General features: G+C 35.9%; 14 protein-coding genes. 11 read left to right on the forward strand and 3 right to left on the reverse strand.

The genetic code is table 11. The features are described from left to right. Positions 1-134: 134 nt before the first annotated feature. The 9 genes from UCH001_RS00195 (at position 135) to UCH001_RS00235 (ending at position 10,524) form a co-directional block, all read left to right on the forward strand. Positions 135-1,484 carry an OprD family outer membrane porin gene (locus tag UCH001_RS00195; protein WP_067172661.1) on the forward strand — a complete coding sequence of 450 codons (1,350 nt, stop codon included), beginning with the start codon at positions 135-137 and terminating at the stop codon, positions 1,482-1,484. 115 nt (positions 1,485-1,599) lie between these two features. Further along, positions 1,600-3,315, forward strand: coding sequence for a sensor histidine kinase (locus UCH001_RS00200; RefSeq protein WP_067172664.1), 1,716 nt, complete (start codon positions 1,600-1,602; stop codon positions 3,313-3,315). Between the two features lie 3 nt (positions 3,316-3,318). Further along, positions 3,319-4,011, forward strand: coding sequence for a response regulator transcription factor (locus UCH001_RS00205; RefSeq protein ID WP_067172665.1), 693 nt, complete (start codon positions 3,319-3,321; stop codon positions 4,009-4,011). A 213-nt stretch (positions 4,012-4,224) separates the two neighbouring features. Then, a complete protein-coding gene (locus tag UCH001_RS00210; RefSeq protein ID WP_067172668.1) occupies positions 4,225-5,172 on the forward strand; it encodes a MoxR family ATPase in 948 nt (315 codons plus the stop codon). Between the two features lie 119 nt (positions 5,173-5,291). After that, positions 5,292-6,014: a DUF58 domain-containing protein gene (locus UCH001_RS00215; RefSeq protein WP_231963943.1), complete on the forward strand. Its 723-nt coding sequence runs from the start codon at positions 5,292-5,294 to the stop codon at positions 6,012-6,014. After that, positions 6,014-6,472, forward strand: coding sequence for a hypothetical protein (locus UCH001_RS00220; RefSeq protein ID WP_067172673.1), 459 nt, complete (start codon positions 6,014-6,016; stop codon positions 6,470-6,472). Before UCH001_RS00215 ends, UCH001_RS00220 begins: the two co-directional genes overlap by 1 nt. After that, positions 6,469-7,389: a VWA domain-containing protein gene (locus UCH001_RS00225; protein WP_067172675.1), complete on the forward strand. Its 921-nt coding sequence runs from the start codon at positions 6,469-6,471 to the stop codon at positions 7,387-7,389. The genes UCH001_RS00220 and UCH001_RS00225 overlap by 4 nt, the downstream gene beginning before the upstream one ends. Continuing rightward, on the forward strand, positions 7,386-9,044 hold the full coding sequence (locus UCH001_RS00230) for a tetratricopeptide repeat protein (RefSeq protein ID WP_067172678.1): 1,659 nt from the start codon (positions 7,386-7,388) through the stop codon (positions 9,042-9,044). The genes UCH001_RS00225 and UCH001_RS00230 overlap by 4 nt, the downstream gene beginning before the upstream one ends. A gap of 49 nt (positions 9,045-9,093) precedes the next feature. Beyond that, positions 9,094-10,524: a BatD family protein gene (locus UCH001_RS00235; protein ID WP_158508921.1), complete on the forward strand. Its 1,431-nt coding sequence runs from the start codon at positions 9,094-9,096 to the stop codon at positions 10,522-10,524. 288 nt (positions 10,525-10,812) lie between these two features. Here UCH001_RS00235 and UCH001_RS00240 read toward each other — a convergent pair whose 3' ends face one another. Then, complete coding sequence (locus tag UCH001_RS00240) at positions 10,813-12,669, reverse strand: aryl-sulfate sulfotransferase (protein ID WP_067172684.1); 1,857 nt, start codon at positions 12,667-12,669, stop codon at positions 10,813-10,815. A gap of 182 nt (positions 12,670-12,851) precedes the next feature. Then, positions 12,852-14,708, reverse strand: a complete 1,857-nt coding sequence (locus tag UCH001_RS00245) for an aryl-sulfate sulfotransferase (protein WP_067172687.1) — start codon at positions 14,706-14,708, stop codon at positions 12,852-12,854. A 204-nt stretch (positions 14,709-14,912) separates the two neighbouring features. Here UCH001_RS00245 and UCH001_RS00250 point away from each other — a divergent pair, with 204 nt between their 5' ends. Beyond that, positions 14,913-16,625, forward strand: a complete 1,713-nt coding sequence (locus tag UCH001_RS00250) for a sensor histidine kinase (RefSeq protein WP_067172689.1) — start codon at positions 14,913-14,915, stop codon at positions 16,623-16,625. 3 nt (positions 16,626-16,628) lie between these two features. After that, positions 16,629-17,330, forward strand: a complete 702-nt coding sequence (locus tag UCH001_RS00255) for a response regulator (protein WP_067172691.1) — start codon at positions 16,629-16,631, stop codon at positions 17,328-17,330. A 12-nt stretch (positions 17,331-17,342) separates the two neighbouring features. Here UCH001_RS00255 and UCH001_RS00260 read toward each other — a convergent pair whose 3' ends face one another. Further along, complete coding sequence (locus UCH001_RS00260) at positions 17,343-17,786, reverse strand: rhodanese-like domain-containing protein (protein ID WP_067172694.1); 444 nt, start codon at positions 17,784-17,786, stop codon at positions 17,343-17,345. Between the last annotated feature and the right edge of the window lie 60 nt (positions 17,787-17,846).

The raw sequence follows: 17,846 nt of genomic DNA on the forward strand, positions 1-17,846 counted from the left end.
AGCTGTTCAATTTATATTAAGTTTAGGGTAAGAAGATGGTTAGAATGCATCCTTATAATTGAAACTATAAGTTTAAATTTATTCTTTAAACTAAATATAAACTTGCCAATGTGCAGGTAACACAAGGAGAAGGGATGCAAATCGCTAAACTCAGCGTAGCGGCAGCTATTGTTTTGGGGCTTTCAGGAAGTGTTTATGCGGCGGATACACTCGCAGATGCGTTTAAAAATGGTAAAGTGAGTGGTGAACTAAAAGCTTGGTATTGGGATCAAACAGCAGATTTTAGAGCTGGTGACAAACCTGGAAATGTTAATATCTTTAATACAGCCATTGAATTAGGCTATGTAACGGATTCATTCTATGGGCTAAGAATGGGTGTTACATTCCAAGGCAATGCAACCCCTTTTGCAGATGCAGATGCAAAAACAGCTTATAAGTATGAAGAGTGGGCATCAGGTTCAACACTTTCAGAAGCGTATTTAGGTTATAAGATCGGTAAAACAGATATTAAAATTGGTCGTCAATATATCAATACTCCTCTCATAGCAGGTAACTACGCGCGTATCTTTAAAGAGTCATTCCAAGGTGTTTCCATTGTCAATAATGACCTACCTGATACAACCGTTTTTGCAAACTATATCAATAAAACCCAGGGTAGAACCAGTGCAGTTATGGGAAATGAAGCTGGTGATGCGCCAACTTTTGAGAAAAGAGCACTGTTCGCAGGTGTTGTAAATGCGACAGGTGTTGCATTTGATGGTGCATATGGTTTAGGTGCGATCAACAAGTCAATCACCAATCTAACATTGACAGGTCAGTATGTAAGAGCGATGGATGCTGCACTTAAAACTAGTATTATTAATCCTTTAGCATCTGATGATGTTGATTTGTATTACACTGAAATGAATTATACTTATCCTATGAATGGGTTCAAGTTAGGTTTTGATGCAAACTTTAGAGGATCAAAAACCGGTAGCAATTTAGATGTTTTAAATGCTGAAGGACATATGCTTGGTGGTCGCATTAGAGTTTCTGAACTCAATGGTTTCGGTGCTTCGTTTTCAGCGACTACAAACAGTAAAAAAGATGATGTGATAGAAAGTATCGGACTTGGCGGCGATGCTTATACGAGTGTTATGATTCGTGGGCCATTTAATACGACACCATTAGCCAATAGTGATGCGTACAAATTAGAAGTATCGTATGATTTTTCTAAAATGAATATTCCTGGACTTACGTTCATCGGTCAATACCAATGGACAGACCAAGGTAAAATGGCAGTCACTACTGGTACATCAGCTATTGGAACCAGTGCTGACTTTACAACCTATGCAGCGAACCTAACGTATGCCGTTCCTTATGTGAAAGGTTTGACAACACAATTACTGTATGTGACACAAGAAAAAGAGGCAACCAATGCTGCCAATGTTGTGACCAAAACCGATACGGATGAGTTATGGTTTAAGGCAAATTACAAATTTTAGTTCTTAGTGTGTATTCCGCCGACATAGGCGGGATACATTTTCTTCTTATATCAATTTTTGAGATAGATTTAGTGTGTAACGCTATATAATGAGGTGATTGAGGTAAAGGAAGACAATGAAGAAAGTGTTTATTCATTTCATTCAAAATATTGAAAACTATAAAGTCTATCATATCATCATTATTTTCACACTAGCCTTTGTATTTATGCTCTTTAATGGATTTTATCATATACAAAATGAGCTCAAAAGTTTTGCCAATCAAAACCGTGTTTTAATTGCCAAAGATATTGACTATACGATATCCTCTTGGATATCTGAGCGCATTAATAACTTAGAATCAAGTGTGAAATACCTCAGTCAAGATCTAAGATTTCAAGATGAAAACAAACTAAAAGCGTTTGCGGATACCTTTTTACAAGACAATCGTTACTTTGATGCCATTCAAATTCTCATTCCAGATCGATACTTTTATGTCAATACAATGAAATTTAATGATTATCGTGAAAATCCTACGTATATTGATGAGAGAACAGGGATTGAGCCTTTAAAAACACAATGGTTTTTAGATACCAAGCAACAAAAAAAGACAACGATTTATGGAATGTCTGTACATGGGTATCTGTTAGAAAAAACACTCAACATTTGTACTCCTATTTTGTATAAAGAGAATTTTGAGGGTGTTTTTTGTGGTATTTTAAAAGCGAAATCGCTGTTTGATAAAATTGAAAAACTGAGCTTTCCTCAAAACGCCTCTTATTTTATTAGTAACGATGAGGGAAGTATCTTAACCCCTTTTAAACAAAGTCATTTTCAAGAGGAGTTAGAAAAATTTTTCTTGAATAAAATCGATTTGAATACCAATGAACCCCAAAAAATCATTATTGAAAATGCCGTCATTACGCTATCTAAATTTCAACGTTTCAATTGGTATATCGGTGTTGTAACGGATAAAGAAGATATTTTACAAGAGAGTAGGCAAAGAGTGACAAGTCATGCGATTTGGTTATTGCTTTGTTTTATTTTACTTCTTATCATTGTCAATAGCGCACATGAATTTTTGCGCCGCAGGGTTGAACGTAAACAAAAAGAGTATGAATTTATGCTGGCGCATCGTTCTCGCATCTCGGAGATTGGTGAGCTGATTTCAGGAATTAATCATCAATTGCGTCAGCCCATCAATGCAACCGCACTCGTGGTCAGTAGCACCCTAGATCTCTCAGAACGGGATCTTTTAGATAAATCAACGTTAGAGAACAATCTTAAATTGTGTCAAAAATCCATTAGTTTGATGGACAAAACCATTGGAATTTTTCGTAATTTTTATCGTTGTAGTGAAACGGCTACGGAATTTTCTCTGTTAGATTGCATCAAAAGCGTTTTACATGTGAATTATATTGAATTGACAAAAAGCAACATTAACATTGAAATGGATGAAAAAAGTTTTGAAGATATTCGCGTCATTTCGATAGAAAACTTTGTTCAGCAAATTCTTTTAGTCTTAATTCAAAATGCTAAAGAGTCGTTAAATGCACTCGATTTGCAAGGTAAAGAGGCATTTCATAAAAAGATGATTCATATTGTCGTTACATTTGAATATGGCAAGGTTATTATCGATATTTCTGATTGGGGTGGAGGCATTAGTAAAGAGGTGCAAGAAACCCTCTTCTCAGAATTCAAAATTTCCAAAAAATACCAAGGTTCGGGCATTGGGCTTTATTTTGCTAAAAAATTGGCAAAAGAGAAACTCTTAGGAGATTTAGTCTTGTACAACGCTTCTTCTCCGACAACATTTCGTCTTATTTTCCCTCAATATATTTCAAAGAAAGAGTAAATAATGCATATCACCACACTGAACTTATTAAAACATCTCTCTATCTTAGTTGTTGAAGATGATGAGATTGCACGTATGATGATCGCTCAAGGTATAAAACCGTATTGCGAGGCGTATTATGAAGCAAAAGATGGTCTTGAAGGGTTAGAAGTTTTTAAAGAGCATCGTGTGGATATTATCGTCACAGATATTCATATGCCAGGAATTAATGGCTTTGAGATGATGAAAGAAATTTTAACACTCAAACCTTCTCAGCTCTTCATTGTCATGACGTCATTTGATACGGACAAAAATCTTATTTCAAGTATTCATGAAGGTGCGTGTAGTTTTTTACGAAAACCCATCGATATTAAAGAGTTACAAACGGCTCTTTTGATGACATCGGGCCGTATTGAACAAACATTGAAACAATTAAGCCCTGATATTACGATTGATAGTCGAAAAGAGGTGATTTATAAAGACAAAGAGCCTATTTTCCTCACGCATAAGAACCATAAAATCTTTTGGTTATTGTGTTATAACTTTGGACGGCTCGTGACGTATGAAATGTTTGAAGATTATGTTTATGATGGTGAAGCGATCAATAAAAGTGTTTTACATGTTGCAATCTTGCGTATCAAACAACAGCTTGGTAAAATCAATATTGAGAATGTGACGAATTCAGGATATGTTTTAAAACCTTATAGTGGCGAATAACACTCACCCAAGAGAATTTTCTCTTGGGTTAAAATAGACTTCTTTTATCAGATAGCTCTCTTACTCATTTTCCCTTACATTTTTTCTCTCAAGCGTTTGAGTAATAAATACATTTCAATGGCATTTTTATTTCATTCTAAGTTTTATGCAATAAGAAAGAGAGAACTCTACTATATTATTTGTGCTTGATATAGATAGAAGTAGGATACAAAAATGCTGTCTAAAATTGAAGCGTTAAAGCATGAGATATCAAAAGTCATTGTGGGGCATTCTGAGCTTATTAATTCTCTCATTATAGGATTAATGTGTAAAGGACATATTTTAATTGAAGGCGTACCGGGTGTCGCTAAAACAACAACGATTAATACGTTAGCCAAAACATTGGGACTTACGTTTGGACGGATTCAATTTACCCCTGATTTATTACCAAGCGACATTATTGGAATGGAAATATTCAACCCAAAACTTCAAGAGTTTTCTACAAAAAAAGGACCTATTTTTAAAAATATTGTTCTTGCGGATGAAATTAATCGAGCCCCAGCAAAAGTCCAATCAGCACTTTTAGAAGCTATGCAAGAGAAACAAATAACTATTGGCGAGCATTCGTATCTCCTCTCTTCTCCATTTTTTGTTCTTGCTACTCAAAACCCGATTGAATCAGGAGGTACGTATTCTTTGCCTGAAGCACAGTTAGATCGTTTTATGATGAAATTAATTCTCTCCTACAACACAAAAGAAGAAGAAAAAGAGATCATACGTCGCGCATCTACCTCGTTAATGCACTCTGTTGCAACGATATTTACACACGAGGATTTGGAAGAACTTTTTGAGGTTATTCAGCATATACATATTGATCCTGAGGTCGAAGAGTATTTAGTCGATATCGTCTTTGCAACAAGAGAGCCACTCTCCTATAATCTCACCTCTATCGCACCATTGATTCGTTTTGGTGTAAGTCCGCGCTCGAGTATGGACTTGCATAGGGCATCAAAAGCCTATGCGTTTTTACAAGGACGAGACTATGTCACGCCTGTAGATATTGCTTCTGTGTGCAAAAATGTTATGCGCCATCGACTGATTTTAACCTATGAAGCAGAAGCACAAGGCGTTATAGCAGATGATATTATTAATACGATTTTAGCAACCTTGCCACTACCGTAAAACAAATGCATACGCTAACGTTTGAAAAGATTGTAGCCCGTACGAAAAAGCATATATTTACAGATATGTCTGGGAATTATAGCTCCCTCTCTAAGGGTGAGGGATATGATTTTGCTACATTGAGAGAATATCAATATGGCGATAGTGTCAAGCATATTGATTGGAAAAAAAGTGCTCAAAAAATGGCTCTACAACAACGTATTTTTTTTGCAGAACGTGAAATTGACATCAATCTCATGGCTCTTATGAATGGCTCATTGCATTTTGGGATATCTCGTATGAAGCAAGAAGTTGTTGGCGAAGTTGCTTCTTTATTGGGCTATTATGCATTAAAAAACAATGACCCGTTTACGCTTACACTCTTTAACGAAGCTTTAGTTGCAACAACATATTCAACCAAACAAGAATCAAGACTGCAAAATGTACTTAAAACATTACTGACCATGAATGTTATAGGTCATCATATAGATTGGAAAGAGGTAGAAAAGTACGCAGTACATGTTCTTAAAAAATCTTCATTGATGTTCATTATAGGTGATTTTTTTGAAGTTCCTATGCTGGAAATCCTTTGTAGAAAACACCATGTTGTTGTGATTATTGTGAGAGATTTATTTGAAGAAAATCTCGATAATATAGGGACTTTACACATCAAAGACCCTATTGGTTTAGAAGAAAGACGTATCAGTGTTGATCATGCATTTGCGAAACAGTACAGTCAGCATCAACAGATACACGATAGAAATTTAGATGCCTATTTAAAATCTTCTGGAATTGCATATACAAAAATATACACATATGAAGATCCTTTTTTAAAGCTTTTGACACTGCTAAGGTCACTATGATGGAATATGCATTAATCAACTATTTTAAAACGCTATTGCATTTGCATCCACAAAAAAAAGAGTATATCTATTTTAATCCAGAAGGTGATTTTCAAGATATTAGGGGATTTGCTCCCATTGAAGATTACTCATTTGTAGTTTTTTCTTTTTACTGCTTGATTGTGGGTGCATTACTCTTTATGGTTATTCGTTGGTTTTATCATCGCTCACAATGGTATAAAACCAAGCAAACAAAACGTTTAGCAAAAGAGTATCTTTTAGGCTTTAATGAGATGGATGCCAAGTCGTATGCGTATCTGTTTTCAAAATGGAGTCCGTATCTTGTAACGCCTCAGACACAAGAGTTTTGCCAGTTTATCTCTATGCATTTAAAACGCTATAAATATGTCAAAGAATCAGGCGTATTGAGTGAGAATGAAAAGAATGCCATTAGGCATTTTTTAGGATGTTCACAATGAGTTCTCTTTTCTTTGAATACCCTTTTTTTTCTCTCATTTTCGTGCTGTTTATCATCAGCCATTTACTTCTTAAAAGCCGTAATCACGCCTATTATATTCCGCATATTGTTCATTTTTCACATGTAAAAAAAAGAGGTTTTTTTCTAACAGTTATCAAATGGCTTAGTATTGCTCTTTTATGTTTTGCTTTGATGTCTCCGTATATAGAGCGGCGTCAAGAGCCACTGAATTTATCGCATACTGTAATGATGTTGATTGATGTAAGTGATTCGATGAATGGAACACTCTCGGATAGTAATGTTACGCAACAAAGCCAGAGTAAATTTTTTCTGGCAAAACAGCTGGGTATGGACTATGTGAACAAGCAAGAGAATAGTGCTATTGGGCTCATCGTATTTGGAGATTTTGCCTACATTGCATCACCATTGACGTATGATAAGGAGACGGTTAAAACGGTTTTATCTAGCCTTACTGAGGGCATTGCAGGTCAGATGACAGCAATGTACGATGCTCTGTTCTTGGGTGCTCGATTATTGCAGAAAAACAGTGCAAAAGAAAAAGCAATCATTTTGCTGACAGATGGGTATAACACAGCTGGAAAAATTAGTTTGGATGTTGCTTTCAAACAACTCTTGGAGCAAAAAATACGTGTCTATACAATTGGGGTTGGCAACACAACAGAAGAATACGATAAAGCGTTATTAGAAGAGATAGCAACAAAAAGCCAAGGTGCTTTTTTTGAGGCATCCAATGAACAAACATTGCAGAATGTTTTTGCTCATATTGACGCTCTTGAAAAAAGCTTTCAAAAATCTCCTGCAGAACAACTCAAAGATCAGTGGTTTATGTATCCGTTAAGTGTAGGATTTTTACTGCTGTTATGGTACTTTTGGATTGTGCAAAGAGAGGAAATATGACCTTTTTATACCCTTACAATGCGTCTCTTTTCGCCATCATTTTAGGTATTTTTTTCATAGGACTGCTATCTAAAAAGCGTTCTGGTTTATCACGTGAAATCAAAGAAAAATTGAAAGTTAATCGTTCTGGAACGATCACGTTAAAGTCGCTCAAACGTATCTGGTTTCTCTTGTTTTCATTGCTTGTTGTTGCACTTTGTAGACCTGTTATTGTTGAACAAGATAATTCAGACGGGTATAAAATGCAAACAGGAACACTTGCAATTAGTCTTGATATTTCCAAATCAATGTTAGCCAAAGATGTCTATCCCAATCGATTGGAGTTTGCGAAGGTATCTCTTTTAGAGATGTTTAAACACTTAGAGGATTTTAAAGTTGCATTGAGTGCTTTTTCAAAAGATGTTTTTATTGTTTCTCCTTTTACGCACGATAAAGAAACAGTTTCATTTTTGCTGACAAATCTCGATACCACCTCTATGAGCAGTGAAGGTAGCTCTATTCGGGCATCTTTAATGGGCGCAGACAAATTATTTGCTCCTTTTCAAAAAACAATCAAAGATGTCTTAATTGTCACTGATGGTGCTGATGGATTGGAGTTGCAAGAGTCCATCACGGAGGCGAAAAAAAATCAAATGAGAGTGCATCTTTTCATCATTGGAAGCAAAGAAGGAAGCACGATTGTGGATTATGATAACCATGTCATTAAAGATAGAAATGGCAATAACGTCATTACAAAACGCGATGACACATTGGCAAAGCTTTCAGAAGAGACAGGCGGTTTTTTTGTCATGACCAATGGTTCTTCATCGGATCTAAATTGGTTGGTAGATCGTATTAAAGAAAAAGCAGCTAAAGAAGAGTCGTATATTGCAAAGAAGCGTTATACGCATGAGTTATTTTATATTCCACTCTTTTTAGCACTGACTCTTTTATGGTATGTTTTATTTCAGCCTAGAATGTTTCATTTTTCAAAAGTGCTAGTACTATTATGTTTTGTAGCAATGCCTTACAAAGGGCATGCTGACATTTTTGATTTTTGGAATATCATAAGAGCGGAGCAATTAACGATTGCACATCAACATGAAAAAGCGCTCGAGTTTTATCAAAAGATTTATGCGTCTAAAAAAAATGATGTCTCCCAATATAACCTGGCAAACAGTTACTATCGTAATCGTGACTATGAAAAAGCAGCACAGTATTATCAAGAAATAACAACAACCAATAAGACCTTAGAGTACGAACGCCTCCATAATCTCGGCAATGCCTTTTATAAATTAGGACGTTTTGATGAGGCAGTGAAAGCCTATCAAGATGCACTATTGTTGAGAGAAGAGCCTGCGACACGGTTTAATTTAGACTATATTTTAGAGCGACTTGACAATAAAATGGCTTCAGAATTTGATAGTCAACAGCAGCAGAATGAGAAAAGCAAGAAGGATGATAAAAAACCTAAAAATTCCGCTGCTTCTGAAGCTGAACAAGAAGATGAAGAAGAGAAAGACCATGATGCCAATAACACCCCAAGCAATCAACCACCAGAAGATAAAGATGGGGAGAAATGGGAGCGCACATTGCGTAGTCAAAAGCCAAGAACACAACCACAGCCACTCATAAAAAATGAAAGATTGGAAAAAGACAATGATGTTTTTTGGTAAAAGTATTTTTTGGGTCCTACTCTGTTTCAGTTCGTTGTATGGAGAAGCATTGGTTCAAACCACCTTGAAAAGTGACTCTGTTTTTGAAGGAGAAAGTGCAACACTCACGATTCGTGTCAAAGGCGAAAAAGTTGTTTTACCAAAGATCAACAGTATCAATGGCAATGAAGTCGTGGAACGTGGTGGAAAGATTCGTTCGCTAGTAGAGGAAGGAAAAGAGGTTAAGGAGTACGAGTACACTATCATCTTTTTTCCAAAAGAATCTACAACACTTGAAACATTTCATATTCTCATCAATGGCGAAACCTATACAACAGAGCCTCTCAAACTAAATGTCGTACCTCATCCAAAACCTCCTTATTCGATTGAATATCATCTTGAAAAATCAACTGTGGTTCAAAATGAGCTTTTTAAGATGACGATGAAGTTTTGCTACGATGAAGGTCTAGGGTTAAGCGATATCAAAATAGAACATCCTTCCTTTGAAGGGTTGTGGGTGCAGTCCATTGAGTACAGACCTACTTCTATCTCTTCCGCAAATCAAGTGGTGTATGAAATAGAGTATTATCTGTATGCCACAAAGCCAGGTGAAGTGAAAATTGGGGCTACAACGATTAGCGCAAATCAATTACTAAGAGAAGATCTTTCGCAAACACAGCCTACAACGAATAATTCTTATAGTAGAACTTATAAACGAACGTTTAGCTCAAAAGCGACCAGTTTGCAGGTACTAGATGTATCAAAAAGCCCTTATGTGGGCACATTTTCATTGAATGCTCTGAGCGATAAAAAACAGCTCGATGGGAATGAAACAATGCTTTTAGCAGTTCAAATCAAAGGGTATGGCAATTTTGATGACTTAAAGCCTTTTTCGTTATCACTTCCCAATGCAACGGTCATTGCTCAAGAGCCTAGTGTGCGCTCCTCTCGTAGAGTGAATGATCTGAAAGAGTGGGAATGGATACAGCGCTTTAGCATTGGAAATGCAAAAAGCGACATTGTCATCCCTCGCTTTGAATTGCGCTATTTTGATCCTGCAACAAAGCGTTTAGAACTCACATCAAGCCAAGAGATCATCATTCCGGTGGAACATCCAATACTTGATGAGTCTATCAAAGGTGGTGGACATGAGGCACGTGTCTTACCATGGTACGAAATAGAAATTTTTGAGGGGTTGTCAATGCATTATTTATTATTTATCTTAGGCTGTATTGTAGGGCTCATAGCTTATAACTATACGCAAAAAATATATAGAATGTGGGCGTATTATCGTTTGTTTATGCCTTTAAGTTATGAAGAGCTTTTACGTTGTTTCTTACCGTATAAACATCAGAATAACAAGATTGATAAGAGCATTGTTTTGTTAGAAAAACGCCTTTACATTGATAAAACAACTGCCTTGACACTGCGTGATAAATACGATTTATTTATGACTTATCAGATGATTCGTTCACAATTTTTAAAGAGTATTCATCCCTAAAGTGTTATACCGCTTCTAAAAAGTAGCTCTCTATGTGATGACGTGTTCATCAAAGAGCTACTCTCTTAACACACTCCAATGCTCTTATAAATGGTCTTTGAGTGTTGAAATTAACCACCTCTACACTCAATCTTTTGATAATGCAAATGCTTCATAACGAATTTAGAAGAAAGTGTTTGACTCTTTAAAAAGAATGATGATGAATGTGTGGTTGTGCTATCAATGGAGATGTAGTTTGTAGATAAGGAGAGTCCAAGAGAAAACTCTCTTGGACTTAGAATGAGTAAATTATTTGGAGAATGCTTTTTCGACACTAAATGGCATTGCTTGATAGCCGGTTGTATCTTTGAGTTGGATTTCAACAGATGGTTGTTTTGCACCGTATTTGAATTCCATAATGAATGGATTTGGATCAGATTTGAATCCACCTGTTGCGATATCAAAATCAGCACCTGCTGTTGCAGAGTAAGTAAAGACAGAGTCTTTATCGGTTTGATACTCAGTGATAGATGTAACAGGGCTGTACCATTTGTTACCTCTTTCTTTACCAAATTCCCATACTTGCTCAACAGTCATTTTCTTTTGATCAATTTTATAAATAACCGCACGAGAGTATTTCATACTTGGCATTGCAGGTTGTTCCATACCACGGCTATCACCATTGTCAAATGCGCTTAGATAAAGGATGTCACCTTTTGATTTTGAATCGATTTTAAATGCTGTATGTTGTGTCCATGTCCAGTCAAAGCCACCTTTGTCACTCTCGTAACCAGGACATTTTGAACCGCTTGGTCCACAATCAATTTTATTGCCTTTTGAATCAACTGGTGTTAATAGTTTATCTTTATATTTAGCGTTCCAGCCTTCTGGGCTACCTAAGATCCATTTAACTTGTTTATCACGACCAACTTTGATCATTGCAGATTGGTGGCGTGAGCTGATGATGATAGAATCGTCTTCCGCATCGTGGTCAACACTGTTAACGTGTGCCCAGTTACGTCCAGGACCAGAACCTACAACATCACCAAATTTATCAGAAGCATCTTGTTTTGCTAACTCTTCAGCAGAAAGAGTATGTCCTGCTTTAGATGCATCGATATTTAAACATACAGCACCTTGGTCAAGAACTTTCATGTTAACATCTCTGTATGGATCAAGAATAGAGTAAAGTTTCCACTCGTCAAGTACTTTTCCGCTTTGTGGATCAACTTCGATGATCACGTCTCTTACAGTTCTAACGTTTTTACCATCTAAACGTTTTTGGTTAGCACTACCAACACGCATAAAGTAGTGTCCGTTTGGAGAAACGTCAAGTGAGTGTGAAAAGTCATTATAACCTGCTGGGAGTTGGCGATTGAAAATCTCTTTACCCATGATGTCATACTTCACATAACGTTGACCATAACCCCATGTCATAGCACCGTCAACATTTTGTTTGAAGCCCATCATAACACCCGCTTTGTAAATTGAGTTGATGTCATAAATTGGCTGTGCGTTCATAAACCAGCGTACTTCACCTTTGGTATCAACGATGAAGTTTTGTGGATAGTAGTTCCACTCTAAAGCACCACCCATAGGGTTGTTCCAAACTGCACGTGTTCCTTTTCCTGCTTTTGGAAGGAAGTTGTTTACAAAGTAAAGTCTGTCTGAAAACTCTTTATCAACTTTTACAACATCAGCTGATGAGAAAAGTGATGCTTTGGTTGTTGCTAAACCATTTGGATCAGAATAAACACCGGTTGTATAGATTTTGTAAGTTTCTTTAACTTGTTCTGGTTTGCCGTTATTGACGCTTTTTGAATACTCTACTTCAACAGTATTTTGATAATCTGCATAGAGACCAAATACAGGAATACCGCCATGTGTCATAACGTTTTGATCAGTAACCTTGTACTTAATTTCTTGACCACCTGGTTTTGGGACAATGCGTACAGAAACATCTTTAAGATCGTAACCACCACTACGAATAACCGCAGTAAGTGGAGCAATTTCATAAGGGTTAACAACCACTTCACCAATTTTTCCCGGAACCGCGTAATCTACTTTTGGACCACTAGCTCCACCGATTGCAAAGGACATCGTTGGAACGACGCTCAAGACAAGACCTGCAACAATGGCAGATGACAACATTTTACGGACTCTCATAAAATCTCCTTTTTAAATTTTTCTTTAAGTTATTATTTAATCTAATTTAAAGAACTTAGCGTAAGTATAAAGCGGGTGACTAACGGGAGAGTTTCGTTAAAATTAATTTTTGCTGAAAGAAGAGAAGAAAGAAAATTATGATTTTTAGAAAAAAGAGAAGGTGGCAAAAATGCCACCTTGGATTATTTAAAAGCAGATTGCAAATCAACAGAGAGAGCACGATATCCGATCGTATGATTGCCATTAATAAATTTCATTTCAAGTAAGGAATCGGTTGTTCCATACTTAAATTCATGCAAAAATGGTGTTAATTCTTGCTCACCTTTACGGAATTTTTTAACATCACCTAAGCCAGCAACAGCAGAGTAGACCATCATTGAATCTGTTTTTGGTTGGTACTCAACAACAGAGGTAATTGGACTATACCACTCAAAGCCTCTCTCTTTACCAAACTCCCAAACTTGTTGTACTGTCATGTTTTTTTCATCAACAACGTATTCAACGGCACGAGAATATTTCATACTCATCATTGCAGGTTGTTCCATACCACGGCTATCACCATTATCGAAGACGCTTACATGGACTTTACCAGGTTTTGACTTTTCATTGATTTTGTAAGACGTATGTTGTGTCCATGTCCAGTCAAAGCCACCTTTTGGATTTTCATACCCTGGGCATTTTGAACCGGTAGGTCCACAATCAATCTTATTACCTTTTGCATCAATTGGTGTCAACAGCTTGCTTGCGAGTTCTTTATTCCAACCTTCTGGACTTGCGATAATCCATTTTACTTTTTTATCTCTACCGATTTTAACAGTAGCACTTTGGTTTCTGACTGACAAAATAATTGAATCATCAGTTGCATCATAATTTACAGAGTTAACATGTGCCCAGTTACGTCCTGGCCCAACGCCTGTAACATCACCAAATGGAGAGTTAGGTCCTTCCATTTCTTCTTTTGATTTTGTGTGTCCTGCCTGTGAAGCATCGATATTCAGACAAACGGCACCTTGATCCATTGCAAGTAGGTTATTGTCTCTGTATGGGTCAAGAATGGTATTAATATTCCATTCATCCATTACATTACCATCTTTATCGACCTCAACAATCACGTCCCTTACAGTACGAATATTTTTGCCATCTTTACGTTTAAAATCAGCAGAAGCTACACGTAATAAATAGGTACCTTTTTCTGTCTCTTCCATGTGATGGCTAAAGTCAACGTAGTTGGCAGGGAGTTCTCTGTTGAAAATTTCTCTACCAAGAAGGTCATATTTCATATATGATTGACTCATACCCCAGACCAATGAACCATCTTTTGTTTGATCAAAGCCCATCATATTACCTTTTTTGCGAAGGTCTTTAGGGTCTCTAAATTTATCAACATTCAAATACCATCTTATATCACCATTGGTATCAATGATCCAAACATAAGACGAGTTATCCCATTCGAGTGCTCCACCAGATGGATTATTCCAAACAACTTGTGAGGAATTAGGTAAAACACCTGATAGATGGTCCATAAGATAGAGTTTATCTTTCACGCTTTTATCTGCAGGCTTAACAACAACAGCTGTTGGGAGAGCAGAAGTTTGTCGTGTTCCTGATCCATATGTAATTACAGGTGGTGCATAAATTTTATAGGTTTCTTTGACATCATCAATTTTTCCATCTTTACCAGGATTGTGTTTTTTGTAGCTGACTTCAACGGTGTTGACAAAATCTGGATATAAACCAAATACAGGGATACCACCATGCTGTAAAATCTTAGTATCGCCAACTTTATAAGAAATAGGTAATCCTTTTTCTCCTTTGCCTTTTACTGTTACTGAAGCATCTGTTAAAGTATAGCCGGCTGATTTAATTACCGCTGTTAATGGAGCAACTCCATATGGATCCATAAAGACAGCACCTATTTGTCCTTCACCTTTGAAAGTTACTGGACCGCTTGCACCTTGTGCTGCTATCATACTTGAAGGTATAACAGCTATCAATAGTCCTGCCACTAGCGCGGAGGATACCATTTTACTCACTCTCATAAAATCTCCTTTTATGTAATAATTGAATACGTAAGATGACGATTTTTTGTTTCACCTGTGACTATTTTAATCCCATTTTCTGACAGATGTGTCACATTAAACTTAAATAAAAATAAATTTATTAAAATAAAAAGTTAATGATATAATTTAAAAAAAAGTGGAAAAATTTGAAGATTAATACACACTATTTTTGATAGGAATGAAATGAAATTTTCACTTAAACAATCACTTCAAAGCATTGAAAATTACAAGGTCTATCACATCATCATTCTATCTGTAGTTGTGTTGTTTGCCATTATGTTTAATGGCTTTTATCAGTTACAAGAAGAGATTCAGAATCTTGTTGAAAAAAATAGAATTACGGTGTCTAAAGATATAGAATATACCATTCATACTTGGTTGGAAGAGCGTATTAATAACTTAGAGAATGGTATTAAATACATTGCTAAGGATATGATATTTGACAATGAAATGCAGTTTAAGCGTTTTATTGAAACTTTTTTAGATCAAAATCCCTATTTTGATACCGTCCAAGTAGTCATACCTGATCTTTACTTTTATATGAATAGTAAAAAATCGAATGATTTTAGAGAAAATCCAGCGTATGTTCATCCAATTTTAAAAATAAGTCCATTGGAATCACGCTGGTATCTTGATACAAAAAAATCTCTACAGACTACCATTACAATTGTAGATTATCATGCTTTTTTGCAAGGTAAAACGATGAATATTTGCTCTCCCATCATCCAAAAAGATGAATTTAAGGGTGTTATGTGTGGTGTTTTAAAAGCTGATTCTATTTTTCAAAAAATTCAAAAATTACAATTGCCTCATGAGGCGTATTATTTTATTGTCAACGCTGAAGGGAAATTACTCTCCTCTTCAGAAGGAAGTTTAGCTAAAGAGGTCATTGAAGAGCATTTTTCAAAGATAGCTACTCTTGATCATAATGATTTAGAAAATATTGCATTTAAAAATCACATCATTAATATCTCCAAAATGAAGCAATTTGACTGGTATGTTGGTATTGGAATGGATAAAGATAAAGTTTTTGGTGCCAGCTTGCATAAAATTATTTATCATGGGCTTGCTCTTTTAATTGGTTTTGTCTGTGTCGCTATCATTGTGAGTAGTGCCTTTGAATTTATGAGGCGTAGGGTTGAGCGCAAACAAAAAGAATATGAATTTCTTTTAGAACATCGGTCGAGGCTCGCTGAAATAGGAGAGTTGATTTCAGGGTTTAACCACCAATTACGTCAACCTATCAATTCACTATCGCTCATGTTAAGTAACATTTTACAGCTTTCTGAAAATCGTGCTCTTAAACAGGATATGCTTGAAGAGAGCGTACAAGCATGTCAAAAATCGGTTCAGCTGATTGATAAAACGATGACGATTTTTCGAAATTTTTATCGCTGCAATCAAGAAATTACGACATTTGATTTGAACGATTGTATCAAATCTGTTTTGCATATCGTCTTTACTGATTTTGTACGCTATAACATTAATTTTTCTGTTAACGAAAATAAAGACATTCCCATTACAATGACGTCTGTTGAGAATTTTGTACAACAGATTATTTTAGTGTTAATCCAAAATGCCAAAGATGCTCTTTTAGAAGAGGAAATCAAACAAGGCAATACAATTAATAAAAAAATTTTGATTACAACAAAAGCAGAATATGGTCAAGTGATTATTGATGTGATTGATTGGGGTGGTGGTATTGATGAAAGTGCTAGCGAAACTCTTTTCTCAATGACAAAAAATTCACAAAAGAGACAAGGTTCAGGACTTGGACTCTTTTTTGCCAAAAAACTAGCACAAGAAAAACTCTTAGGTGATCTTGTTCTAGAGAATTCAAATAATCCAACGATTTTCCGTTTGAGCATAGCTCAATATCTTACATGTAAAGAGTAATGTATGCATCTAAATACCCTAAAACTTCTTAGTACGATTTCGGTTCTGGTCGTTGAAGATGACGCGATGACGTTAATGGCAATCAAACAAGGACTTAAACCTTATTGTGAAGCCTTTTATGAAGCCAAGGATGGTTATGAGGGATTAGAGCTTTTCAAGCAGCACCGTGTTGATATCATCTTAACCGATATCCACCTTCCTGAAATGAACGGATTTGAGATGATTACAGAAATTCTCTCTCTTAAACCAGATCAACTGTTTATTGTCATGACCTCTTACGATACAGATAAAAATATTCTAAGCAGTATTCAAGAAGGTGCATGCAGCTTTTTACGCAAGCCATTAGAAATTAAAGATATCCAAACTTCATTGTTGCTTTGTTGTGGAAAAATCAAATCAACGACAAAACAGATCACTCCTGAAGTTACGATTGATTATCGTAAAGAGTCCATCTATAAAAATAATGAATTGATTTTTCTATCGCAAAAAAGCCATAAAATCTTTTGGTTGTTATGCTATAACATTGAAAAATTGGTCAGTTATGATATGTTTGAAGATTATGTGTATAGCGGAGAATCTATCAATAAAGGGGCATTGCACACAGCAATTTTACGTATTAAACAGCAATTGGGTAAAGATTTAGTTATTGATAATATCCAAAATCAAGGGTATATGTTAAAAATCACGTACCGACCGGACAAATAAACGATGCGTGACTTACGGATGTTGATACGGAATGGTATTCACTCCATTCTTCATCGCTTCTTTAATGCCACCGCTTAAATTGATGACATGTGAATACCCTTTTGAGAAAAGAAAATTAGTCACTTTCAAGGAACGGTTTCCAGAACGACATAAAATAACAAAGGTATCATCTTTCTTAACAACTGCAGCAAGGGCTTCTAAAAACTCTTTTTCGTTATAGCTTTGATCTTCTTTATAAAATGTTATGAGGTGGCTCTGAGGTATAACGCCTGTTTCACGCCATTCTGATTCTGTTCGAATGTCAATAATAGGAATATTTTGTGATAAAAAAGCATTGGTTAGAGGTTTGCTTTTGATGATAGGTACTGTTTTTTGTTCACTGCTATACGATTGTATGGCAATCATTCCAGCAAAACAAAATATCGCGATACAGATAAAGATCAAAAACTTTTTCATAATGTGTTCCAAAAGAGTTTATAAAGAAGAAACAAGCTTGCAAGGATCAAAAGCAAGCTT

The organism is Sulfurospirillum sp. UCH001, from assembly GCF_001548035.1.
Lineage (GTDB): Bacteria > Campylobacterota > Campylobacteria > Campylobacterales > Sulfurospirillaceae > Sulfurospirillum.